The organism is Fundicoccus ignavus, assembly GCF_009659375.1.
In the GTDB taxonomy this organism is placed as follows: Bacteria; Bacillota; Bacilli; order Lactobacillales; family Aerococcaceae; genus Fundicoccus; species Fundicoccus ignavus.
Map to the genome: position 1 here is coordinate 328,772 of NZ_WJQT01000001.1, position 25,305 is coordinate 354,076.

Genomic DNA, 25,305 nt, shown 5'->3' on the forward strand with positions numbered 1-25,305 from the left:
ATGAGGTCACGACCTGAGCACGAATTACTTCTACAAGAGGCAGTCGGTTACTTTAAAAGTCGCCAAGGCCTACACCGACTTTTGTTACAAATAAAAAAGAAATATCAATCGCTAAATGCATTTGGCGGGACGATTAAATTGGTTAAACTGAGTGAACTTGAAAAAGAACATTTAGGACTATTTCTCAATCGTAGTTTTAAAACTCAAGAAAGTCTAACCATCGCCGTATCTAAAATTGAAAAACAACTACAGGAAACGCGCTTTGCTGAAGTTGAGTTAAAGGCTATTTTAGAGGCTTATTTTGGTGAGGAATTACTAGGGAATAAAATCGTTGAACAAAGTTATCACTTAGAACGAGAACACAATATTACTAACTGGCTGCTCGCTCAACCAGAAACCTCTATCAAAAAATGGTTGAGCGAGCAATTTAAAGTAGATTCAACCTGGAGGCGTTGGATTTTCCAGAAATATCGTGAGAATCAACAAGCGTGTTTCGATCAATTAACAATTCTGGCAAAGTCATTGAATCATTTGGTGGAGAATCATTTTAAACCAAAAAAAATTGCTCAGTTCGCGGCTGAAATGACGGGGAATCCTCATTATTTTGATGTAGGGACAGAAGGTGAGAAGTTATTAACGATTAGTTTGAATCGCTTGGTTGATTCACCGATTCAAACTCATTATGCTGAAGGACGCAATGAGCTATATTTCAAATTTGGCTTGCTGCGGGATACCCTGTCAAATTATACCTTTTGTTATCAGGTGGATGCATTTCTCAAGGAAGGGCAACGTCATCCGGGCATTGCGGGCTATAATTCAATTGGAGAGCCTCAGATTGTCACACTAGAAAGTATCAGTCAATTAGAAAAAGTAAGTTGCCAACAAAGTCGTGTCTTTGTATCAGAAAACCCGACAATTTTTCATAACCTAATCAAGGATCTTACGAATCAATCGCAAATATCGTTGATGTGTACGAATGGGCAGCTGACAATCGCTTCTTTGTTGATGTTAGACTTAGTTGTTCAATCTGGTGCGACCATTTATTATGGTGGAGATTTTGATCCTGAGGGATTAAGGATAGCTGAACGATTAAAAAAACGCTATGGCAAGCAATTAGTATTCTGGCGCTATGCTCCTGAGGACTATAAGGCTGCACTTTCCCATGAAGTTTTATCAGCTAATCGGCTGAAAAATTTGAATGGTTTGAAAAACTCTGATCTAGAGTTACTTGCGAATTTTATTCGGGTAAAAGAGCGAGCTGGCTACCAAGAAGTTATCTATTCACGTTATTTACATGATATTGAGACTTGGGCTTTTCAATCAGAGCGCTCAGACTAGTCTAATGATTATTAATTAAATCTATATACTTTTAGCCCGTTACCTCAAGGTGATGGGTTTATTTATGGTCTAAGGGATTATAAGTTTTATGTTGATTTAGCGCGGTTTGTGTTTCGCTGAGCTACGCATAGTTTTTCGACAAAAGTAAATCTATAAGATTAAGTTAAAATTGCTAAACGAAATTTAAAGGATTAATTTTATGAGGGATTTAATGGACTAGCTAGTAACAGAAGCATGATCACTCACTTGTTGCAAGGTAGTCTCATCCAATGTGTCGACTGGCGATTTGAGTTAGCACATTGGACTACTCAATGTGTCGACTCAATTTTTGAGTTAGCACGATAGAAAAAAATATAGAAATATTAGTAGATTTTGACTTGAATTTTAGGATTTAATCGAGAGAAGCTGGAATTTAAGGGGAAAAGTATACCCAAATAGTGGCATTCTGAATCTAATGTGTCGACTGGCGATTTGAGTTAGCACATTGGACCACTCAATGTGTCGACTCAGTTTTTGAGTTAGCACGATAGATTACCATCTAATCAATATTGTGATAGAAAACTAAAATATATTGATAGTTAAGTTCTAATATTAAGTTCTAATATAAGGGAACTTAAGGTTTATGTTGTTATACCAAACATTGTGCTTCACTAAGCTTGTAGTTTTTCAAAGATGTAGGCCGTTCTCAAAGCCAACAATCATACCGCTCAACAAATTCTCCGTAAGCCCACAAACAAAACACGACCTAGTCCGAGAACCAAGTCGTGTTGATTAATATCCACCTATAAATCGACCTTAAGCCATTAAAAGTTCAATCATTAGTCATCCAGCTCAGTTTTTAATACCTCTCCAGTTAGACCTTCAATTGTCACCTCAGCTTCTTCTTTACTCTCAGAGTCATAAATCTCTAATTCCCACTCGAAACGCTCATAACGACGGTCAAACTCTAAATTCCAATCCGTGACCTCACCGAAACCAGCCTCCGCTAAAGCAATCTCAGTAATCTCATCAATCGACAATAACTGCTCGAAATCCAAAGGCGTCTTCACATCATCGTCATCCAGCTGATCTTCCTCACGACTGACAACTTCATTCTTCTCACTATCAAACTTAAGCTCATGCTCAGAGTCCGCATCCTGACCATCCAACTGAATCTCAAAAGAACCATCCTTCTGCAACTCAATATCCAATTCTACAATCTCTACATCTGGTAACTCAGCCTGAAAAGCCTCAATTGCTGCCACCACAGCCAACTGCAAATCACTACCCTCAGCCGCCAAGAAAGCCGCAACCTCCTCATCACTCGACTCAGAACTCACCACCTCACTCGAAGACTCAGAAGAATCATCCTGAGCAGCTACCGATAACAAATTCACCGCACCCAAGCCAACCACGCTCGCCCCAAACAACACCAAACGCTTAAACGCCAAAGATTTTTTCATCGAACACCTCTCCATTTCTATTAAACACTCAACATCACGCTTAAGACTAAATAAGTCCCCAAGCCACTCGCATGCACTCATGTCCCTCTAAAAACTCCCAGGACAAACAGGCGAGACTTTAACTAAGAATGCGAACCATCCGAAGCAAGACTTACTTATCTCCTTACTTTAACGATACAAATAACCAACATCATTTTCAACTAATTCAACTTATTCGATCATGAATCAACCTCATGGGTCCCATGGGTGTTATTATTTTAATAGTGCCAATAATGATTCATCCTATCGAAATGTATGTCAGTAACTAAAAAAACTAGTCGAAAGTTTTACAGTTTTCTATTAGAAGCGTTAGGCTACGAATTATACCAAAAGTGGGAGGAAGGACTTCTTGCACCACCGCCTCAAAGTCTTTCTGCCCCTTGAATCCGGTCTGCATGGCCCAAAGTTTGGTCCGGGATGGGTCCGGAAGTTGGTAGCGTGCGCTCAAAGTCTCTAAAATTCTAAGTAAAATGGTTTGTCCATGACTGCCTCCTATAAAAGTCATAAATAGTCTCTCTATATAAAGACACCATTCATCGGCAAATCCATTATTTAATTTGAAGATTATCTAAAATACCATCAAAAAAAGTTCGAACCACCCATAAATCAGCGGTTCGAACCTTATTAAAATATATGGAGAGGCGAGGGCCCCAGTTAAGCTTAGCCAAGCTCCAACTATATCCTTTCAACAACTCTCCACTACCCCACAGAACCTTCCATCTCATATGCAATCAGACGGTTCAACTCCACAGCGTATTCCAACGGCAACTCCTTCGCAAAGGGTTCCACAAACCCCATCACAATCATCTCCGTGGCGGTCCCTTCATCCAATCCACGACTCATTAAGTAAAACAATTGCTCTTCAGAAATCTTAGAGACTTTGGCTTCGTGTTCTAAAGTAACATTACTATTGTGAATTTCATTGAAAGGGATGGTGTCCGATCGCGACTTCTCATCCATAATAATGGTGTCACATTCAATATGTGAGAAGGCACGGTCGCTCTTTTTACCAAAGTAGACTTGGCCGAGATAGTCGACCATACCTCCGTCTTTGGCAATCGACTTGGCCACGATTGTACTTGACGTATCCGGAGCCATATGGAAAATCTTAGCCCCTGTATGCTGGTGTTGGTTGGCACCGGCAAAGGCAATCGTCATAACCGTTCCACGAGCCCCACGACCGTTCAAGTAGATACTCGGGTACTTCATGGTTTTGTAGGAGCCTAAGTTACCATCAATCCATTCCAAAGTCCCTCCGTCGTAACAATAGCCCCGCTTGGTCACAATATTGTAGACGTTATTGGACCAGTTTTGGATGGTTGAATAACGACAGTAGGCGTCTTTTTTAACGACAATTTCGACAACGGCAGCATGTAAGTTGGCATAGGAGAAAGTTGGAGCGGTACATCCTTCAATATATTGGATGCTGGCACCTTCGTCGACAATAATTAAGGTGCGTTCGAATTGGCCTGCTTTCTCATTGTTCATCCGGAAGTAAGTTTGTAGAGGGACTTTGGTTTGGACCCCTTTGGGCACATAGATGAAGGTCCCACCACTCCAGACCGCACTGTTCAAGGCAGATTGGAAGTTGTCGCCTGAAGGAACAACTTTACCGAAATATTCTTTCACTAAGTCAGGATACTCGCGTAAGGCGGTGTCCATATCGGTGAAGATAATGCCTAGTCGCTCATACTCTTCTTTCATCCGGCTGTAGACCGCTTCTGATTCGTACTGGACAGTAGCACCGGCTAAGTAGGCACGTTCTGCTTCAGGAATACCGAGTCGGTCGAAAGTCTTTTTGATCTCATCGGGTACATCATCCCAAGAACGGGCCGGCTTATTGGTCGCTTTTTGATAATAAGTAATATCATCAAAGTCAATGCCTGACAGGTCGGCCCCCCACGTAGCAACGGGCTTTGATTTGTAGATTCGGTAAGCTTTTAGGCGGTAATCTAACATCCATTGGGGTTCGTTCTTTTCTTGTGAAATCGTTCGGATGACATCCTCATTCAAGCCGAGGCCGGTGGAGAAGATAATCTCCGCTTTATCTTGAAAACCATATTCATATTCGCCAAGGATTGGCACTTCACTCATATCTCATCACTCTCTTTCTTATATATTGGTCGGACTCTGACTAGGCGGTTGTGTTAAAGCCATTTCACTGGCTCGCCAAGCTAGGACGCCGCATTTGTAGCGGCTAGGGAATTGTTTCAAGCTTTCTAATAAGTAGGCATCCCCAATGCGTTTCATTAATTCATCTTGTGACATAACATTCGTCTCACTCAGCCCCTCATCTAAAGGATCGCCACCAATCAAATGGGCAAAGTTGTTGATAATGTCGATCGCTTGTTCGACAGGCTTGTTCAATAAGCTTTGGCACATCATGTCTGCACTGGCCATACTAATGGCACAACCTTGACCATTGAAGGCGATCGCTTGGATGTGGTCGTTATCAACTACCATCTCCACGACGATGGCATCCCCACAAGTCGGATTGAGCAATTCAATGCGGTGACTAGGATCTTCGAGGGATTTTTTGTAACGAGGGTAGTTGGAGTGATCCATGATAACTTCTTTGTACAGACTACTTAAATCATAGAGTGACATGGTCAAAAAACTCCTTTACTCGGTGGGTGGAGGCGACGAATCGATTGACTTCTTCCACCGTATTGTATACACCCATACTGGCGCGTAACGTAGCAGCCGCGTCTAATTGACGCATCAAGACTTGGGCGCAATGATGACCAGCCCGGACAGCAATGCCTTCCATATCGTAGGCCGTAGCAACATCATGTGGATGAATGGCCCTAAAGTTAAAGCAGACAATGCCGTGGCTCCCTTGTGAGATGGTTGTAGGACTTTGGTACAATTCAATGCCGTCAATCGCTTGAAGCCCCTTATACAAACGTTGGGCTAGGGCGGTTTCGTGTGTATGAATAGAGTCATAACCCACTGATTCAATAAATTCCAAGGCAGCTTGCAAGGCAATAGCTTGGGCAATTGGAGGGGTACCCGCTTCGAACTTCCAAGGGGGGGCTTTATAATTACTTTCAAAGTCACCAACATAATGGATCATCTCGCCACCGAAGTTCACTGGTTGAGTCTGAGTATGTAAGCTTTTGTTCAAATAACACACTCCAATCCCAGTCGGTCCATAAGCCTTGTGGCCACTGAAGCAATAGGCATCCACGCCTAGGTCGCTGACATTGACTGGCATATGTGGAAGGGCTTGAGCGCCATCTACTACTACTAAGATGTCATGCTGATGGGCCCATTGGCATAGCGCCTTAATGGGCTGTTCCACACCCAAGACATTGGATACATGTTGGATAGCAATGGCTTTGACGGCTTTCAACTGGTCTTTGTCCATCGCCTTGAGCGCCTCTAAGTCAAGAACTTGGGTCGCTTCATCTAAGTCTAAGTATTGTAGATGAGCCCCAGTCCGCTTAGCGACTTCTTGCCAAGGAACTAAGTTAGAGTGATGTTCAAGCCGGCTCGTTAATATGATATCACCAGCCTCTAACAAAGGTTCGACTAAACCACGTGCGATTAAGTTAATCCCTTGTGTAGTTCCACTGGTGAAAATAATTTCACTACTATCTTGGGCACCGATAAATTGTCCGATGAATTTGCGGCTATTTTCGTAGGCGTCTGTTGCCCGCTGAGCCAACTGGTGAATGCCACGGTGGATATTGGCCTTGTAGTGGGTGTAATAATCGCTCAATGCCTCGAGAACGGCAGAGGGTGTCTGCGATGTCGCCGCATGGTCGAAATATATTAAAGGCTCATTGTTTACTTTTTGTTCCAAGCCCGGAAAGTGGGCTCGGATCGTCTTATTAATCATTTATATCACTTCAATTCTCCTTAAAGATTGCCAGGGTGGAAGAGCTGTAATTTGTTATCAATCATCTCAACCATTTGTTGCCTGATTTGCATTGACGGAATGGTCTGGATAACTTGGCCGAGGAAGCCGCGAATTAATAAGTATTCCGCATCAGTTTGTGATAAGCCGCGACTCATTAAGTAGTACAGTTGTTCAGGATCCACTTGGCCCACGCTGGCTGCGTGACCGGCCGTCACTTCGAATTCATCAATATATAAAATCGGGTTAGTATCGCCACGTGATTCTTGCGACAGCATCATTAAGCGGCTTTCTTGTTGGGCGTCGGCCCCTTTAGCGTCTTTAACAATTTGACCGATTCCATTAAAGCTTAGGCGGGCTTGGTCTAATATAACCCCGTGTTGGAAAATGTTGGCAGCGGAATGATGGCCGACATTTAATAATCCAGTATTTACCATTTGGGTTTGCTTGCCATTGGCGATACTAATAATATTTGTATTGGAGGCGGAACCTTGGCCTTTTAATTCCGTATAAGTGTCTAAAATCGTATTACCTTGGTTCATGGCCGCAGCGGCCCATTCAATATTGGCATCGTCGTAAGTAATGCCGTGGCGACGTACGAAGGCGCAAGTCGATTCCCCTAGAGCATCCATGGCGACGAATTTCACTTGGGCTCCGGCTGAAGCAACGACTTCGGTCAATAGGGTGGCGCTGTTAGCATGGTCACCGACAGTAGCGGATCGTTCTAAGTAAGTTAGCTGACTATTTTGCTCACTAACAATTAAGATATGCTTGTTAAATGCTAATTCATCGCGACTATCTTGAACTAATACCGTTTCAATCGGTAATTTAATCTCGACATTTTTCGGTATATAGATGAACAAGCCACCATTCATATAGGCCGTGTGATAAGCATTAATCTTATCTTCCAAGGGGGCAAGGGTAGAGAATAAGTGCTTTTGAACTAAGGCCGGATGGTCAACCAAGGCCGTGAACAGGTCTTGGATAATAACGCCTTTGTCAGCTAAGTCTTGGGCGATATAGTCAAGGTAAGTTTCATTACCGTAATGGATAATTCGAGCTGCCACTTCATCATTAGATAATAAGTCTAGTGTGACATCATCTAGTGGGTTGGCCGGCTGTCTCGTCCTGGTGCTAGTAATTGTTTGTGTAAAAAGCGGCCATTTCTTATAACGCATTCGTTCAATAATTGGAAGCTCTAAGCTATCCCATTGAGCAGCGGCTTCGGCTTGAGCCGTAAGGAAAAAGTCTGGCAGTTGATCAGAGTGTATGATGAGTGATTGTTGTTGGTCTAAGCTTGTTTGTTCCAATGTCATCACCTACTCTTCCACTTCAAAGTCTAAGCCTAATTCTTCAATAATCCCTTTGTAGCCTTCCGCTTCAAGACGATGTGCTAATTCTGGACCACCCGATTTAACGACTTTTCCATCAATGACAATATGAATATAGTCCGGTGTAATGTAATTTAATAGTCGTTGGTAGTGGGTAATAATTAAGGCACCAAAGTTATCACCACGCATAGCGTTGACTCCGCGGGAGACAACTTTTAAGGCATCAATATCTAAGCCTGAATCAATCTCATCTAAGATGGCGAAGGTGGGTTCAATCATCATTAATTGAAGAATCTCATTCCGCTTCTTCTCGCCCCCTGAGAAGCCCTCGTTCAAGTAACGTTCAGCCATGGCTTCGGGCATATCTAAGATGGCCATCTTCTCGTCCAATTTTTTAATAAATTCCATGACGTTGATCTTATCATCTTCGGCACGGCGTGAATTAATGGCCGCCTTCATGAATTGGGCATTGGTTACCCCGGGGATCTCGCTAGGATATTGTACGGCTAAGAACAAGCCGGCACGTGCACGCTCATCGACATCCATCTCCAGGACGTCCTTCCCATCGATATAGATCTCTCCTTCAGTGACTTCGTAGGCAGGGTTCCCCATAATCGCAGCAGCTAAAGTTGATTTACCGGTACCATTAGGTCCCATAATGGCATGGATCTCGTTGGTGTTAATGGTTAGGTTCACACCTTTTAGTATTTCTTTGTCTTCAATGGATACGTGTAAGTTTCTAATGTCTAGTGTTGTCATGTCTACCTCCAGTAATATGATTTCTTTTTATTAAATTAAGGTTGCATCAAGTTTGCGATCTCTTGGATTTGTAAGTGGGTGGATTCTAATCCTGACCCAGAAACATACCATAATTGAGATGATAAGAAGTGAATCTGATCATTTTGATAAGCCTTGGTCTCTTTGACTAGGGCATTCTCCACTAAGTCCGTATTGGCTGAGTTGTCAGAACCAATGGCTTGGGTACGGTCAATGACGAAGATACGGTCTGGGTTCAAGTCTAAGATACCTTCAAAGCTAACCGATTGCCCATGACGTTGGTCTTCGATGACGAAGTCTTCAATCGACTGGAATCCAAGTACTTGGTATATCAATCCGAAGCGTGAGTCAGCCCCATAGACTGCCATCTCGCCTTCATTCAATAGTAGAACTAAAGTTTGCTCATCGAGCGTACTATTAATATCACGAACCGCTTGGGCCTCTTGGTCAATCTCTTCGATAATGGCAGTCGCTTCCTCTTCTTTATCGAATAATTTGGCCAGTTCGGTATTAATGGCTACAAAAGATTCCCAATAGTTAGCATTATCGGTCGAGAATTGGAAGACCGGGGCAATGTGTTCTAACTCAGGAATTAAGCTTGAAGACCGGCCTGTTGCGATAATTAAGTCGCTATTAGCACCCGCAAGCACTTCTAGATTCGGTTCATGTAAGTTTGCTGTGTCAATCACGTCGTCGTTGTAACTCCCAATATAGTCTGGCGTTGAATAGACGGGGGCAGCGACGACAAGATCTTCCAAGCCAAGGGCCCGTAAGGTATCGAACTCGGGGTAGCCAAGAGTGATAACGCGTTGGAGTGTACTGTCTACAGTTACTTCCTCGCCACGTGAGTCCGTCACGCTTGTCTGGGCTAGAATGGGGCTTAGAGTGGCTGCGTTAAGGCTGACTGCGAGTGCCAATGTTGCAAAGCATTTTATGAATTTTTTCATGTTAGAAGCTCCTTTTCATAGAAGTTGATTAGGGGGTGTTGTTGTGTCTCAATCACGTCGACACCAATATCATAGAGTTCTTCTAAGATGGGACATTGAAGGACTTCTTGGGTGCGCCCCTGGTGGAATAAGCAACCGTTTTTTAAGGCGATAATATAATCCGCGAACTGACTGACACGATTAATGTCATGCATAATGATGACTACTCGCTTGTTGAACTTTTCGACTAAGCGCTTGAGTAAGTTCATCAGGTGAATTTCTTGACGAATATCTAAGTTGTTCAAAGGTTCATCCAATAAGATCAGTTCTGTATCTTGGGCCATAACCATCGCAATGGCACACCGTTGGAGTTGGCCACCAGATAGGGTATTGATGTAGCTATCTTGCAGGTCATGGAGCTCTAGGAAGTCAATAATTTCTTGGATAACTTCATGGTCGAAGTCACTAAGACGTCCTTTGGAATAAGGATAACGGCCGAAAGCGATAAACTCATAGACGGTGATTTTTAAGTCATAATGTTGTTTTTGCTTGAGAATGCTCAGCCGTTTGGCTAAGTCATTGCGACTCCATTTGTCCAAAGAAATATCATCTAAGTAGATCTCACCCAAATCTTTGTGGTCCAAATTGCCCATAATATTCAACAAAGTAGACTTACCGGCACCGTTAGGTCCGATAATAGCGGTCAGTTGCCCTTGGGGAATATCTAATGAGATGTCGTCCAAGATGATGCGTGAATTTTTACGATATGGAACATGTTTATATACACTATTGAGTCTGATAAGCTCGTCCTCCTTTAAATAATAGAGTGAAAAACATCAATGCACCTGCGACGTCTACAATTACTGAAAGATTGTAGTGGTTATTGAGTAGTGATTCATTCACCCATTGCCCCCCAATGATCATAATCAGCCCTAACAAGCTGCCGATGATGAAGTATTGCCAGTGGTGAGAAATTTGAGTGTATTGATAAGTAATATTGGCAATCATAAAGCCAAGAAAAGTAAGTGGCCCAACAATTGCGGTTGACGTTCCAATCATCAAGACAATGATGAAGATTAATTGATAAGTGACTTTTTGAATATTAATGCCTAAGCTTGCGGCGGTGTCGTGGTCTACCTTAATGACATCTAGTACCGATGAATATTTGAATAATATAACAAGCCCAATCAACACAATGACCATGCCGATAATTAATAAGGTGGTCGAGATGCGTTGGAAACTTGGATTAAGCCGTGAGAACAGGGCATCATAGTCTGATGGATCCATAATCACTTGCATAAAGGTCGTTAGACTCCGAATTAATTGGCTTAAGATTAAGCCCAACATGATAAGCAGGCTTTCATCGAAACGTTCTCTTAACTGACGTGGCCGGACTGCAATATAAAGTAAGGCAGAGAAAAATAACATTAATACTAAATTAATCAAAAAAGATGAAGTGGTTAAAGTGCCGACCTCTCTATTCATAAACCGACTTCCAATAAAAAAAATCAAAGTCTGGCAGAGGCTGAAGATAGCATCCATCCCCAGAACATTCGGCGATAAATAATGACTTCTGAACAAGGTCTGAAAGGCGAAGGTGGACGGCACAATCGCTAAGACAATGACAATATAGGCAGTCAACTTGGATACTCTTAACCGCCATATATAGTCGGTCATAGTTGCATAGTTATTCAACAAATAAAAAAGGGACAACAATACAACGACCAAGGAAAGTAAGTAAGCGAATGGTTTAAATTTCATAAACTAACCTTCTTTCACGATTAAGATATAGATAAAAATACCACTACCGATTAAGGAGATAATCACTCCAACGGGTATCTCAAAGGGCATTATAATCATCCGCGCCAAGATGTCACATAATAAGACAAAGCTGGCTCCAAAGATCATAACGGCTGACATGGAGTGGGCTAAGAGATCGCCAGATTGAATTCTTAATATATTAGGGATAATCACTCCTATGAAAGGAAGTGTTCCGACAACCATGACATTGACTGCTGTCGTCAATGAGACACACATAATAATAATGAGCCAAGTGGCTTGGTAGTTAATACCCAAGTTGGTAGAGAAATCCTCTCCTAATTTCACGATGGATAATCGGTGAATCAGTAAGTAACTGATGAAGATCGTAATAATATTCAAAAATAACCATTCATATCGTCCAACTTGAATCATGGCAAAGGACCCTTGCACCCAAGATTGAATATTTTGAGTCAATTGGTAGCGGTAGGCGATTGCTTGCCCGAGTCCATTAAGCAATTGACCGTAAATAATACCAAAAAGAGGTACCATCCAATCTTTCTTAATATGGATTTGCCTAAGTAAAGTAATAAACCCTAGGGTGAAAACGGCCGCACTCAAGAAGGAGAAGAAAATTTTATTCCCATTCGTAATTCCCGGTGTGATCAGACATAGGATAAGACCTAGCTTGGCGGCTTCAATAGTTCCAACGGTTGAAGGACCAGCAAACTTATTATTAGAAATACTTTGCATCAACAAGCCTGCCAAACTCATACTACTACCGACTAAGACAATGCTAAGGGTTCTGGGAAAGCGAGATTGCCAGAAAATGAGTGAGTTCAAGCCGGTTAAATTGAATCCATCTGTCCCAATAGCCAACGATAACAAACATAAAGCAACCATCACGAACTGACTAACAATATTTTTAACTGACATAACACTCCCCTTGATTTCTAATTTTAATTTAATAAAAGACGTTAGTCTCTTAAAAATTATTAATACTATAGCACATGCAAATTATAAAAACTAGAAAGTTCTCATAATTATTTTGAAATAAATTGACTTTTTTTGAGTTGAATTAAGATAATGGTATATTTTGAATAAGTATAAACAACTAATTATAACCGTTCTATTTAAGGGTTTAGAGTGATTGTATCAAGGTGTATCGCAATAAAATATTATTAATATCCAATGGAATAAATAGCGATAATATAATTAAATTATCATTATATAGAGCAGGATAATAACTTATAAATAAGATATATTGATTTATGTTATAAGTGTTGACTTTAGATAGTAATTAATCCATAATGGTTCTAATTAATTTTTAATAAAATGAGGAGGATAAGGCATGTTTCCAACTATTACATCAGAAGATGTACTTACTGCGTATAAGTCATTAAGGCAGAGCGTCAACCAAACGCCGTTAATGTATGATCCCTATTTGTCAGATAAGTATAAAGCGTCGATCTATTTAAAGCGGGAAGACTTACAAATTGTACGTTCATTTAAACTGAGAGGAGCGCTGTATGCTATTAATCAGTTATCAGACGATGAGCTTGCTAAGGGTGTTATTTGTGCGTCGGCTGGAAACCATGCCCAAGGCGTTGCTTATACTTGCCAGTTGAAGAAGGTGAATGGAATTATCTTCATGCCGACCACAACTCCAAGACAAAAGATTGACCAAGTTCAATATTTTGGAGGCAAATACGTCAAGGTTGTCATTCAAGAAGATACCTTTGATAAGAGTAACGTCGCTGCGCATGTCTACGCTGAAAAGCACAATCTTACCTTCATTGAGCCCTTTGACGATTTGAACGTTATCTTAGGGCAAGGAACGATTGGCGTCGAGATCCATCAAGACTTAGTGGCCAATGGTGACCAAGCGGATTACATCTTGCTACCCGTAGGAGGGGGTGGCTTAATCTCAGGAGTGAGTGCCTACGCCAAAGATGCCATGCCAACTTCCGCCATTATAGGAGTGGAACCAGATGGGGCAGCTTCCATGAAATTAGCGATCGAACAGGGAGGTCCGGTAGCACTAGAGAAAGTGGATAAGTTTTGCGATGGGACAGCGGTGGCTAAGGTGGGTGACTTAACCTACCACTACACAAAAGAATTTGTTGAAGATTTTATTACGGTTCCTGAAGGACTGGTCAGCCAGATGATATTAGATTTGTATACTAGGCAAGCGATAGTCGTCGAGCCCTCAGGTGCCTTAACGGTAGCTGCCTTAGATAAGATGGCTGATGAGATTCGAGGCAAGACCGTCGTCTGCTTAATATCAGGTGGGAATAATGACATTAACCGCATGGCGGAAATTGAAGAGCGTGCCATGGTCTACCGCGGCTTGCAAAAATATTTTATCGTCAAGTTCCCCCAACGTGCTGGTGCTTTGAAAGACTTCGTAACGGATGTGTTGAACAAGGATGATGATATTACCCGCTTTGAATATACGAAGCGGATTAATCGATCCCAAGCACCTGTCTTTATCGGCATCCAATTAGGTAAGCGCGAGAATTTAGAAAGTTTACTTCGCCGGATCGAAGCCTTTGATTCTAACTATATTAACGTCACGGAAAATCCGAGTCTGTATCAATTATTAGTGTAGTCGATGATGAATATTCGAGTGATTTATCAGAGAAAGATTTTGAGGAGGAAGAAAATGAAAGTAGTCAATTCGCCCCTAGCTCCCGATGCAGTAGGACCTTATTCTCAAGCAATCAAGACCAACGGACTGATATTTCTATCCGGTCAAATAGGGCTCGATAAAGAGACCGGCCAATTAGTTGACGGCTTAGAAAAGCAAACGCAACAAGCCTTCAGAAATATTAGCTACGTATTAGAGTCTGAAGACTTAACTTTAGCTAATATTGTCAAAGTCACGGTTTTACTGAGTGACATTCAACACTTCGATAAAGTGAACGAGATCTACGCACAACAGTTCAAAGCCCCTTATCCAGCTCGCTCGGCCTTTGCGGTCCGAGACTTGCCATTAGGTGCCTTGGTTGAAATTGAGGTGATTGCTGAAGTTGAGAAAGGTTAATGATGGCTGAATCAGTTGCCGACCCTAAGAAAAACAAAAAAAACTTGCTTCTGTAGTTGAAGCAAGTTGAAGGGCAGAATATTTAACTAATTAGGATTAATTCCTAAGGCGATCCGGCCAATCCGACTGATGTTTTGAATATTCCAAGCAGGCTCCCATACGATATTGACCTTAACGGTATCGATGCCTTCAATGCTAGTTAACTTTTCAGTTAGCTCAATGGGCACTGTGTCGACGCAACTGCAAGCCATACCGGTAAAAGTTAAGGTGATCTCACAATGCTTGTTACTATCGACCTCCATCGCATAGATTAAGCCGAGGTTGTAGATGTCCAAGCCAATTTCTGGGTCGAAAATCGTTACAAGTTGATCAATAATCGCTTGCTTTAAGTCATCGGGAAAGTTGTTTGTTTGAATATCGTCTCTCATACTTATATTACCTCCGTTGTATTATTAGTTTTAGATGTGAATTTCAATTAAAATTAATCAATTATCAATTATTTTACCGGATATATGGAACTTGTCAAAGTGAAAATGAAAGAGTCAATCTTGAAAGGATGAACGACCATGTCAAATAAAAATCTAAAAAAACGTAGTCATGTGTATGACGGTCCTGTAAAGGCGCCTAACCGGGCAATGATGCGAGCGACAGGAATGGATGATGAGAGTTTTGAGAAGCCGATTATTGGTGTGATATCTACTTGGGCTGAGAATACGCCGTGTAACATTCACCTTCATGACTTAGGAATTATTGCTAAGGAAGGCGTTAGTGAAAGTGGTGGATGGCCCGTTCAATTCGGAACGATTACGGTATCCGATGGAATTGCCATGGGAACGCAAGGAATGCGGTATTCCTTGCCCAGCCGGGATGCCATTGCAGATTCAGTAGAGATAGCCATTGGCGGTCATAACTGTGACGCCTTTGTAGCCATTGGTGGCTGTGATAAGAATATGCCGGGTTGTGTCATTGCGATGGCTAACCTGGATATTCCGTCCATCTTCGTCTACGGAGGAACCATTGCCCCAGGTAAGTTAAACGGCAAAGACATTGACTTAGTATCTGTCTTTGAAGGTGTAGGTAAATGGAATAATGGTGAGATTAGCGATGAACAATTAAAGAAAATTGAATGTAATGCCTGTCCGGGCCCAGGTGCATGTGGTGGAATGTACACTGCCAATACCATGGCGTCAGCCATTGAGGCCCTTGGCTTAAGCTTACCAGGCTCTTCCTCCAACCCAGCCATTACCCAAGCCAAAGAAGATGATGTCCTCAAAGCAGGACGCGCAGTCCTTCAATTAATTGATAAAAATATCCGACCAAGCGATATTTTAACCCGCAAATCCTTTGAGAATGCCATTACCTTAACGATGGCCTTAGGAGGGTCAACCAATGCCATTTTGCATTTGTTAGCCATCGCCCATGCCGCCGATGTTGACTTAAAGATTGAAGACTTTAATACGATTCAAGCTAAAGTGCCGCATCTAGCAGACTTGAAGCCAAGTGGTCATTATGTCTTCCAAGATTTATATGAGGCGGGTGGAGTACCAGCGGTACTCAAGTATTTATACCAAAATGGTTACATTCATGGAGATTGCTTAACAGTAACTGGTAAGACCTTAGCTGAGAACTTAGAAGATGCTCCTGACTTAGTGGCTGGACAACAAGTTATTATGCCACTATCAAATCCTAAACGTGCCGATGGCCCGTTGATTGTCCTTAAAGGGAACTTAGCTCCTGAAGGTGCTGTTGTGAAGGTATCAGGATTGAAAGTTCGCCGCCATGAAGGACCAGCTAAAGTCTATAACACCGAGGAAGAAGCCATTGAAGCGACCTTACATCATGAGATTGTTGATAACGACGTGGTCATTGTTCGATATGTAGGACCTAAGGGTGGGCCAGGTATGCCAGAGATGCTGTCCTTATCCAGTATGTTAGTAGGTAAAGGATTGAAAGTCTGCTTAATTACTGACGGTCGCTTCTCAGGTGGATCTCACGGATTCGTAGTCGGACATGTGGCCCCAGAAGCACAAGATGGTGGACCAATCGCCCTTGTCCAAGACGGTGACACCATTATCATTGACCAAGATACCAAGGAATTAACGATGGTTGTATCTGAGGAAGAATTAGCCGAGCGTCGTGCTCAGCTCGTCTTACCACCACTTGAGACACGTGGTGCCTTAGGTAAATACGCCCATATTGTATCAAGTTCATCACGAGGAGCGATTACCGACTTCTATAAGCGTGAAGAGTGGAACGATTAAGGGTGAGATCCATCGAACAAAAATTATTAAAAAAGGAGGCGTTGATGTGTGGAACCGTACAAAAATGAGCACTCAAATCAAACAAAAACAATAAGAACTGGGGCAGACTTACTCATTCAAAGTTTAATGGACAACGATGTGGATGTAATATTTGGCTATCCAGGTGGCGCAGTCTTACCAATATTTGATTCACTCTATGAGATGAATCCTAGCTTTAAAAATTATCTCTGCCGCCACGAACAAGGCTTAATTCATGCTGCGGAAGGCTATGCCCGCGTTACGGGCAAGACGGGAGTGGTTATTGCGACATCAGGACCAGGTATCACGAACCTACTTACAGGGATTGCTGACGCCATGTTAGACTCACTTCCCTTAGTCGTCATCGCTGGGCAAGTCTCCTCGGCAGTGATTGGAACGGATGGCTTCCAAGAAGCGGATGTTATCGGTCTAACAACCCCTATCTCAAAACACAATTATCAAATAAAAAATGTCGCAGACATACCGCGCATAATGAATGAGGCCTTCCATATCGCTTCAAGTGGCCGTAAAGGGCCAGTGGTAATAGATATTCCCAAAAATATATCTGAAGCCTTAGTGGAGGGGGATTATTCAGGCGACTTCCACTTAGCAGGTTACCAGCCAACGACTCAACCGAATGCGGGGCAGATCGAAAGAGTGCTAGAAGCCTTACCCCAGGCTGAAAAGCCCGTCTTATTAGCTGGAGCGGGTGTGCACTTTGCCAAGGCCAATGAAGAATTATTAACTTTCCTCGACCGCTATCCCATGCCGGTTGTGAATACTTTGCAAGGCATTGGGGCCCTACCAGGCTCGCACAGACTATCACTCGGCATGGGAGGGATGCACGGTAGCTACGCCTCCAACCAAGCCATTATCAATGCTGATCTCTTAATTAATATCGGGTCCCGCTTCGATGACCGACTGACGGGCAAGTTGTCAGAGTTTTCACCCCATTCCAAAGTGGTGCATATTGACATCGACCCCGCTGAAATTGGCAAAAATATCAAAGTCGACATCCCCGTCGTCAGCGACGCTAAGTTGGCTCTAGAAGCTTTACTTGAAGCGGAAGCCGTTCAGGTAGACTATAGCGATTGGATTGACCATTGCCTAGCCAAGAAGGAAGATAATCCTTTCTGGTACTACAATTACGACCAACTCATCTCACCCCAATGGTTCATTGAGAAAGTCTCGCAAAAGACTAATCACCAAGCCATTGTGATTACCGATGTAGGTCAGCACCAAATGTGGGCAGCACAATTTTACTGTCAAGATAAGCCATTAAGCTTTGTCAGTTCGGGCGGTTTAGGAACTATGGGGTTCGGCTTGCCAGCGGCAATAGGTGCTCAGATTGGTCGTCCAGATGAGACGGTCGCACTCTTTGTAGGAGATGGTGGCTATCAGATGACCATTCAAGAACTGGCGACCATTAAGCAATACAATTTGCCGGTTAAGATTTTTATATTGAATAATGAGACCTTAGGCATGGTACGGCAGTGGCAAGAATTGCTTTACGACGAACATTATTCGGAGTCCTTATTCAATGACGGTAAGAATCCAGACTTCGTGAAGATTGCAGACGGTTACGGAATTAAGGGGATGCAGATTAGTCAAGAATCCATAGTCGATGAGGCTTTGGAAGAGGTCTTCGCTTATGACGGACCGGTTGTTGTTGAGGTCATGATACCGATGAAAGAAAAAGTATTCCCCATGGTACCAGCAGGTAAAGGGAACGGCGAGATGACTGGGGTGAAACCAATATGAGACACATTATCACAGCCACTGTGGAAGATGCTAGTGGGGTATTGAATCGCATCACTGGCTTACTCGCCAGACGTAGCTTTAACATCGAAAGTATTACGGTCGGCAAGACAACCAAAGAGGGGATCTCTAAGATGACCTTTGTCGTTGACTTGGACTCAGCTAATAGTGCTGAACAACTCATTAAGCAATTGAACAAGCAAATTCACGTCTTAAAAGTCAATGATATTACCCACCAAGATATTGTCGCCAGAGAATTAGCCTTAATAAAAGTCAAAACTAGCAAGTCTTCTCGAGCAGAAATTCAAAGTCTGATTGAGCCATTCCGAACACGTATCTTAGATGTAGCCCGTAATTCAATTACGATTGAAGTGACTGGAGGACTTTCTAAGGTAGATGCCCTTATTAATTTAGTCAAGCCTTTCGGCATTATTGAAGTGTCGCGAACAGGCTTAACTGCCTTTGTCCGAGATACAAGTAGTAAGTAATTTATTAAAAAAACACACATAAAAAGGGAGCCTTTAACATGACAAAAGTACTTTACGATACAAATATTTCAACAGCCATTCTAGAAGATAAGACGATCGCCATCATTGGTTACGGATCGCAAGGACATGCCCATTCACAAAACTTACGAGACAGCGGGTTCAAAGTAGTAGTAGGTCTACGTGAAGGTAAGTCATTCGATGCCGCAAAAGAAGATGGGTTCGATGTGAAATCTGTCGCCGAAGCTACAAAAGAAGCGGATGTTATTATGGTTCTATTACCTGATGAACGACAGGCGGAAGTATACGATAATAGCATTAAAGACAACTTAGAAGCGGGCAACGCCTTAGTCTTCGCTCACGGATTCAATATTCACTACAACCAAATCGTTGCACCTGAAGATGTGGATGTGTTCTTAGTAGCACCCAAGGGACCGGGACACTTAGTACGTCGAACTTTCGAAGAAGGTGCTGGTGTACCAGCCTTAGTGGGAGTTCATCAAGATGCAACCGGCCATGCTAAGGAAATCGGCTTAGCTTACGCGGTAGGGGTTGGTGCAGGACGTGCTGGAATCTTAGAGACAACCTTCAAGGAAGAGACCGAGACGGACTTATTCGGTGAACAAGCCGTACTTTGTGGTGGGGTATCTCACTTAATTAAAGCTGGATTCGAAGTTTTAACAGAAGCTGGTTATCAACCAGAGTCTGCCTACTTTGAAGTGCTTCACGAATTGAAATTAATCGTAGACTTAATTTACGAAGGTGGCTTAGAGAACATGCGCTACTCCATATCAGATACAGCAGAATGGGGAGATTACGTAAGTGGTCCGCGTGTTGTCACATCGGACACTAAAGAAGCCATGAAGGGTATCCTAAAAGACATTCAAGACGGTGAATTCGCACGTAACTGGATCTTAGAGAACCAGACTAACCGTCCGAAGTTCAACGCGATCAAACGCCATGAGAAAGAACATCCAATTACAGCAGTAGGTAAAGAATTACGTGGCCTCATGCCATTTATTGGAGATTCATTAGTTGATTAACATTTCCAGATACACGTCGAAACTCGGTAATAGCTCAATGCTGTTACTGGGTTTTCTTGTATATAGAAACAAGACAAAGCGATGACTAAAAGGAGTCGAGGCAGATTGAAGAAGACAATATTACAATTAGAAGAGGTGACTTGGCGACGACAAGGCCAGTCAATACTCAAAGGCATTAATTGGCAAGTTCAGGAAGAAGAACACTGGGCAGTCCTTGGTTTGAACGGCTCGGGCAAGACATCGATATTGAATATTATTACAGGCTACTCCTATCCCACTTCCGGAGCTGTTAAAGTGCTGGATACAAAGTTTGGCGAGGCCAGCCTACCTAAGTTGCGTGAAGAGATTGGTTATGTAAGTTCAGCCTTGGACCGCTTTGGCTCTACATTTAACAAGCAACGTGTGAAGCATATTATCCTCAGTGGGAAATTCTCAACGGTTGGCTTGTATAACAAGCAAGATATTACTGAGTCAGACTGGCATTTGGTTCAGGCGATTCTTGAGGAATTGCGAATTGGTTATTTAAGTGAGCAAGCTTTCAGCACCTTATCCCAAGGAGAGAAGCGTCGCGTATTAATAGGCCGGGCATTAATGAACCGCCCGCGCCTGATGATTTTGGATGAGCCTTGCTCGGGTCTAGATATCCTAGCGCGAGAAGAGTTGTTACAGCAGATGAATTCAATTGTGAAGCAAGACTGCCACTTGATTTACGTCACCCACCATATCGAGGAAATCACCCCAGCTATTACGCACATTCTATTGATCCGAGATGGGGAAGTTGTCAGCAGTGGACCTAAAAATCAAGTCCTGACCGCTGAGAACCTAACGAATACCTTCAAGGTAAACGTCAAAGTCCGCTGGGAAAACGACCGCCCTTGGATAAGTGTGGTTCATTAAGGTCTGAAATACGATAGTCTGCCAACAAAGTCGATTCAATGGCAGAGAATTACCAAAGTACACTATCACCCCCGACTCATCGACCGCCCTTGAGCAGACCCGCTAATCCTAGTCCAATGTCCACTCAATCCATTATTTAAAATAAATTATTTTGGCGGATTATTATTTACGATGTAAACAGTTGGATAATCAAGGATTAACTCACTCGTCTTGAGACTTTTGTTAATCACCTTGTTCTTTAATTGTTCAATGCCATTTAAATCGAAATTAATTTCTTGAACTAAAGATCTTGGGGTTTTAGTCATTGTAAAATTCCTTTCAATCACACATTTTGACTATTATATCATAATGTTCTAATTAGAGGTTGACTTAGAAAGCACAGGAAACCATTCAAAACTTAAGGTGGTAATAATAAATTTATGTCTTATTTATTGTAATTAAAGTAAATTAGTGAATTTATTAGCTAAGTCTAAAACATAAGATAGTAATCTTTCAAGTACATTATAATAGAAAGTGGATATTCGAAGGTTTTTAATTAGGTGATAATGACAAAAGTTAAAGATAGATTAGAAAACGACTTGACAAGTGAGGAGATTAACATTAATATAGCATTAGAATAATTATTAAAGGAGAGGAATCACATGCAAACAGCTAATTATGATTCAATCATAAATTTATTATTATTAAGCGCGTTATTAGACAAGTTTGATTAGCCTTTTAACGAGCTTAATTTCTTGCTCGTTTATAAGTTTAATCAAACTGATTAAATCATTTAAGCGGGTAATAATAAACTGTTATAGCATGATGAGAACTTTCATCAAACTATTGAACAACCCGACTTAGGTGAAAACACTGAGTCGGGTTTTTTGTATAGTTTGAAAAAATGTTGGTTGCTGAGTGACATGATCTAAGTAAGAAATTTAATATTTGAGAATAGGAAGGATGTTAATCAAATGGAGAATAAACACATAAAGTGGTCAGGTAATTTACAAGAAGAAGCAGTGACCTTATTAAAAAGTGGTGGAAAAACTATCGTCTGTCCTACAAAGGTAGGCTATATTATTGCAACAATGGATAGAGTGGGCTTGGAGAGGAAATTTTCTGCTAAAAATCGAAAACGAAACAAACCTGGTGTCGTTTTAGTAGGCTCATTAGAACAGTTAGATGAGCTAGCGGAAATGACTCCCGAAATAAAAAAGATTTATGAGAAGTGCTGGGAGGAAGACGTGTTATTAGGTTGTATACTTCCTTGGAAAGCTTCAGGCAAACAGTATATACCCGCCGATGGCTCCTCTGAGTTGATGTCAGATACACGCGGAACTAGTTGTTTCGTTATTAAATTCGGTGTACCTGGAGAACAAATCGCTGCTAAACTTTGGACAGATCAACAGTCACTATTATTCGCAAGTTCTGCCAATCCATCAGGAAAAGGTAATCGAGGTGTGGTAGCTGGTATTGGTGAACAAATAGAACATGAGGTAGATCTAATTATTGACGGAGATGACTACGTCAAATCTATTCAGCCAGATAAAACGGTAGACACACGTTATGAACAAGGAGTGATGATTTCTTTTGTCGACGCACACGGTCAACTCGTGCCTGAACAAGGTAATCAACGTTCTGTTGAACCAGCACCTGTCTTAATCCGTAAAGGGTTAGATTTAGAACGCATTATGTTTCATTTGTCAGAAGGTTATCATTCATGGAATTATCGCCACGGAGAGTATTATTGATCCTGTGACGCACTAGAGGAGGAAATAGGATGGTTAAGCAGATTCAATTTTTTGATACAACCTTGAGAGATGGCGAGCAGACACCAGGTGTAAATTTTAATACGAAAGAAAAAGTTCAGATAGCACTTCAATTAGAAAAATGGGGTATTGATGTTATAGAAGCTGGCTTTCCTATCTCAAGCCAGGGAGATTTTGAAGCTGTTCAAGAAATTGCAGCTCAGATAAAACATGCTACAGTTGGCGGCTTAGCAAGGTGTTCTATTGAAGACATTGATAGTGTTCGTGAGGCACTAAAAGAGGCAAATCATAAGCAGATTCATGTCTTTATTGCTACAAGTCCGATTCATCGTGAAAGTAAATTATCCATGACAAAAGCTGAAATTCTGGCGTCAGTTAAGAAACACATTACTTATGCCAAGCAATATTTTGATCAAGTTCAATTTTCGCCGGAGGATGCTACTCGGACTGAATGGGATTTTCTTGTTGAAGTGATTGAAGTGGCAATTAAATGTGGCGCAACGATAATTAATATTCCGGATACGGTTGGTTATACAAACCCAACGGAATACGGTGCTTTATTTGCGTATTTGAAAGAGAATATATCGGCCTTTGATGAAGTTATTTTTTCCTCTCATTGTCATGATGATCTAGGAATGGCGACAGCCAATGCTCTTGCAGCAATCGAGCAAGGTGCACTAAGAGTTGAAGGAACAATTAATGGGATTGGTGAGCGTGCAGGAAACACCGCTTTAGAGGAAGTTGCAGTGGCCCTACATATTCGTCGTGATGCCTATCAAGCTGAAAATCAGATCAAACTGGATGAAACTAAGAATACAAGTGATCTTGTCAGTCGTTTATCTGGAATGCCTATTCCTCGCAATAAAGCGATTATTGGCGCTAATGCTTACGCACACGAATCCGGTATTCATCAAGATGGTGTATTGAAGAATCCTGAAACTTATGAAATTATTACCCCTCAACTTGTTGGGGTTTCAAGTAATGATCTGCCTTTAGGGAAGTTATCCGGAAGACATGCCTTTGTCGATCGTATGGTGAGTTTAGGCTACGATATGTCAGATAAAGTAGTGGTGAAAGAACTTTTTGTGAAGTTCAAAGAATTAGCAGATAAGAAGAAAAACATTTCGACAACTGATTTACATGCCCTTATTGCTGGCGCAACAATTGAAGACCAAGCAAATTATGAATTAGCGAGACTTCAAGTTCAACATATTGAAGAAGGGCTTCATGCCGCTACAGTTGCTGTTCGAGATCGCCAGCAGGATAATCGTATTCTGTTAGATACCGATACAGGAGCGGGAAGTGTTGATGCGATTTATAAAACCATCAATCGCATGCTGAAATTGAATATTATCTTGCATGAGTACCGGATTGATGCCATTACACAAGGACACGACTCACAAGCTCAAGTGCATGTGACGATTCAATTGCCTAATGGTTATCTATCTTACGGTACAGGGATTGATTTTGATGTACTAACTGCTTCTGCCAAAGCTTATTTACAAGCAATCAATTAGAAAGGACAGTGTTGTATGACTAAAAGAATCGTCGCCCTTGCAGGTGATGGGATTGGTCCAGAAATTATGACCAGTGCTTTAGAAATATTAGCCGTCGCCAGTAAGGGGAAGTTTGCTTACGAAGTGGTCTCTTTTCCTTTTGGCGGGGCTGCGATTGAGCAAGTTGGTATACCGTTACCGCAAGAGACTCTAATGGCTTGTCAACAAGCAGATGCTATTTTGTTAGGTGCGATCGGTGGGCCTCGGTGGGAAGGGGCTAAAGAAACACCAGAAAGTGGATTATTAGCTTTGAGACAAGCTCTTAAATTGTATGCAAATTTGAGGCCAACAAAAATGCAAACTTTTTTGGAAGAAAAGTCTCCATTAAAAGCAGACAAAGTGCGGGGAACAGATTTTGTGATTGTTCGCGAACTAATAGGTGGTTTATATTTTGGACAACCGAAATATTATGATTCAGATGAGGCCATTGATACGATGAATTATACAAGAAAACAAATTGAACAAATTGTTCGATTGGCTTTTGAATTGGCGCTCACTCGTCGTCAAAAATTGACCTCGGTCGATAAGGCGAACGTCTTAGCAAATAGTAAGTTATGGCGACAGATAGTGCGGGAAGTATCAGAAGAATACCCGTCTGTTGAAGTGGAATATATATATGTTGATGCAGCAGCAATGAAATTGATAATGGCTGCTCCCACTTTTGATGTCATTGTGACTGAGAATTTGTTCGGAGATATTCTAAGTGATCAAGCTTCTGTGATCACAGGTTCACTGGGGATGCTTGCAAGTGCGAGTCTAAGTATTGATGGACCAGCTTTATACGAACCAATTCACGGTTCTGCTCCGGACATAGCTGGTTTAAATATTGCCAATCCGGTGTCGATGATCTTATCTGTGTGTATGATGTTAAGGCAGAGTTTTCAGCAAATAGCTTTAGCCGATCAAATTGAGACAGCTACTTATGAGACGATTGCGGCTACTGGTGGAACGAGAGATTTAGGTGGACAATTGATGACAAGTGAATTTAAGCAAGAGTTAATTAAACGATTGGAGTGA

The 25,305-nt window shown here is 41.9% G+C and carries 23 protein-coding genes; 11 read left to right on the forward strand and 12 right to left on the reverse strand.

The annotated features are described in order from the left end of the window. On the forward strand, positions 1–1,338 hold the full coding sequence (locus GF867_RS01655; RefSeq protein ID WP_153831375.1) for a TIGR02679 domain-containing protein: 1,338 nt from the start codon (positions 1–3) through the stop codon (positions 1,336–1,338). An 818-nt stretch (positions 1,339–2,156) separates the two neighbouring features. On the opposite strand, the gene GF867_RS01660 is transcribed toward GF867_RS01655, so the two are convergent. The 10 genes from GF867_RS01660 to GF867_RS01705 all read right to left on the reverse strand — a co-directional run bounded on the left by GF867_RS01660 (position 2,157) and on the right by GF867_RS01705 (position 12,409). Further along, positions 2,157–2,780, reverse strand: coding sequence for a PepSY domain-containing protein (locus GF867_RS01660; RefSeq protein ID WP_153831376.1), 624 nt, complete (start codon positions 2,778–2,780; stop codon positions 2,157–2,159). Between the two features lie 738 nt (positions 2,781–3,518). Continuing rightward, on the reverse strand, positions 3,519–4,913 hold the full coding sequence (sufB, locus tag GF867_RS01665; protein WP_153831377.1) for a Fe-S cluster assembly protein SufB: 1,395 nt from the start codon (positions 4,911–4,913) through the stop codon (positions 3,519–3,521). An 18-nt stretch (positions 4,914–4,931) separates the two neighbouring features. Then, complete coding sequence (gene sufU / locus GF867_RS01670; RefSeq protein ID WP_153831378.1) at positions 4,932–5,426, reverse strand: Fe-S cluster assembly sulfur transfer protein SufU; 495 nt, start codon at positions 5,424–5,426, stop codon at positions 4,932–4,934. Continuing rightward, the gene (locus tag GF867_RS01675) at positions 5,413–6,663 is read right to left on the reverse strand and encodes a SufS family cysteine desulfurase (protein ID WP_153831379.1); all 1,251 of its coding nucleotides are present in this window, start codon (positions 6,661–6,663) and stop codon (positions 5,413–5,415) included. Before GF867_RS01675 ends, sufU begins: the two co-directional genes overlap by 14 nt. Positions 6,664–6,683: 20 nt before the next feature. Further along, positions 6,684–7,997: a Fe-S cluster assembly protein SufD gene (gene sufD, locus GF867_RS01680; RefSeq protein ID WP_153831380.1), complete on the reverse strand. Its 1,314-nt coding sequence runs from the start codon at positions 7,995–7,997 to the stop codon at positions 6,684–6,686. 3 nt (positions 7,998–8,000) lie between these two features. Continuing rightward, positions 8,001–8,771: a Fe-S cluster assembly ATPase SufC gene (gene sufC, locus GF867_RS01685; RefSeq protein WP_153831381.1), complete on the reverse strand. Its 771-nt coding sequence runs from the start codon at positions 8,769–8,771 to the stop codon at positions 8,001–8,003. Positions 8,772–8,806: 35 nt separating this feature from the next. Next, a complete protein-coding gene (locus GF867_RS01690; RefSeq protein ID WP_153831382.1) occupies positions 8,807–9,736 on the reverse strand; it encodes a siderophore ABC transporter substrate-binding protein in 930 nt (309 codons plus the stop codon). Next, positions 9,733–10,458, reverse strand: coding sequence for an ATP-binding cassette domain-containing protein (locus GF867_RS01695; RefSeq protein WP_153831383.1), 726 nt, complete (start codon positions 10,456–10,458; stop codon positions 9,733–9,735). Before GF867_RS01695 ends, GF867_RS01690 begins: the two co-directional genes overlap by 4 nt. 43 nt (positions 10,459–10,501) lie before the next feature. Continuing rightward, complete coding sequence (locus GF867_RS01700; protein ID WP_153831384.1) at positions 10,502–11,476, reverse strand: iron chelate uptake ABC transporter family permease subunit; 975 nt, start codon at positions 11,474–11,476, stop codon at positions 10,502–10,504. A gap of 3 nt (positions 11,477–11,479) precedes the next feature. After that, positions 11,480–12,409: an iron chelate uptake ABC transporter family permease subunit gene (locus GF867_RS01705; protein ID WP_153831385.1), complete on the reverse strand. Its 930-nt coding sequence runs from the start codon at positions 12,407–12,409 to the stop codon at positions 11,480–11,482. A gap of 415 nt (positions 12,410–12,824) precedes the next feature. Here GF867_RS01705 and ilvA point away from each other — a divergent pair, with 415 nt between their 5' ends. Both ilvA and GF867_RS01715 read left to right on the forward strand, forming a co-directional pair. Further along, positions 12,825–14,084 (forward strand): threonine ammonia-lyase IlvA, encoded by a 1,260-nt coding sequence (gene ilvA / locus GF867_RS01710; RefSeq protein ID WP_153831386.1) that lies wholly within the window; start codon positions 12,825–12,827, stop codon positions 14,082–14,084. 54 nt (positions 14,085–14,138) lie between these two features. After that, positions 14,139–14,519 carry a RidA family protein gene (locus tag GF867_RS01715; RefSeq protein ID WP_153831387.1) on the forward strand — a complete coding sequence of 127 codons (381 nt, stop codon included), beginning with the start codon at positions 14,139–14,141 and terminating at the stop codon, positions 14,517–14,519. Between the two features lie 86 nt (positions 14,520–14,605). Here GF867_RS01715 and GF867_RS01720 read toward each other — a convergent pair whose 3' ends face one another. Further along, the gene (locus GF867_RS01720) at positions 14,606–14,947 is read right to left on the reverse strand and encodes a metal-sulfur cluster assembly factor (protein ID WP_153831388.1); all 342 of its coding nucleotides are present in this window, start codon (positions 14,945–14,947) and stop codon (positions 14,606–14,608) included. 138 nt (positions 14,948–15,085) lie between these two features. Between GF867_RS01720 and ilvD the strand changes: the two genes are divergently transcribed. The 5 genes from ilvD to GF867_RS01745 all read left to right on the forward strand — a co-directional run bounded on the left by ilvD (position 15,086) and on the right by GF867_RS01745 (position 20,981). Then, complete coding sequence (gene ilvD / locus GF867_RS01725; protein ID WP_153831389.1) at positions 15,086–16,780, forward strand: dihydroxy-acid dehydratase; 1,695 nt, start codon at positions 15,086–15,088, stop codon at positions 16,778–16,780. A 48-nt stretch (positions 16,781–16,828) separates the two neighbouring features. Continuing rightward, entirely contained in the window at positions 16,829–18,559 is a 1,731-nt protein-coding gene (gene ilvB, locus GF867_RS01730; RefSeq protein WP_366927718.1) for a biosynthetic-type acetolactate synthase large subunit, read from the forward strand. Continuing rightward, on the forward strand, positions 18,556–19,044 hold the full coding sequence (gene ilvN / locus GF867_RS01735) for an acetolactate synthase small subunit (RefSeq protein ID WP_153831390.1): 489 nt from the start codon (positions 18,556–18,558) through the stop codon (positions 19,042–19,044). The genes ilvB and ilvN overlap by 4 nt, the downstream gene beginning before the upstream one ends. A gap of 38 nt (positions 19,045–19,082) precedes the next feature. Then, positions 19,083–20,084: a ketol-acid reductoisomerase gene (gene ilvC / locus GF867_RS01740; protein ID WP_153831391.1), complete on the forward strand. Its 1,002-nt coding sequence runs from the start codon at positions 19,083–19,085 to the stop codon at positions 20,082–20,084. 105 nt (positions 20,085–20,189) lie between these two features. Then, positions 20,190–20,981, forward strand: a complete 792-nt coding sequence (locus tag GF867_RS01745; protein WP_216650245.1) for an ABC transporter ATP-binding protein — start codon at positions 20,190–20,192, stop codon at positions 20,979–20,981. A gap of 146 nt (positions 20,982–21,127) precedes the next feature. On the opposite strand, the gene GF867_RS01750 is transcribed toward GF867_RS01745, so the two are convergent. Continuing rightward, positions 21,128–21,286, reverse strand: coding sequence for a hypothetical protein (locus tag GF867_RS01750; protein WP_153831393.1), 159 nt, complete (start codon positions 21,284–21,286; stop codon positions 21,128–21,130). A 648-nt stretch (positions 21,287–21,934) separates the two neighbouring features. Between GF867_RS01750 and GF867_RS01755 the strand changes: the two genes are divergently transcribed. From GF867_RS01755 to leuB, 3 genes are read left to right on the forward strand one after another with little or no spacing between them, the layout of a single operon-like run. Continuing rightward, positions 21,935–22,714, forward strand: coding sequence for an L-threonylcarbamoyladenylate synthase (locus GF867_RS01755; protein ID WP_153831394.1), 780 nt, complete (start codon positions 21,935–21,937; stop codon positions 22,712–22,714). Between the two features lie 29 nt (positions 22,715–22,743). Beyond that, a complete protein-coding gene (locus tag GF867_RS01760) occupies positions 22,744–24,249 on the forward strand; it encodes a 2-isopropylmalate synthase (protein ID WP_153831395.1) in 1,506 nt (501 codons plus the stop codon). Positions 24,250–24,264: 15 nt separating this feature from the next. Next, the gene (gene leuB, locus GF867_RS01765; protein WP_153831396.1) at positions 24,265–25,305 is read left to right on the forward strand and encodes a 3-isopropylmalate dehydrogenase; all 1,041 of its coding nucleotides are present in this window, start codon (positions 24,265–24,267) and stop codon (positions 25,303–25,305) included.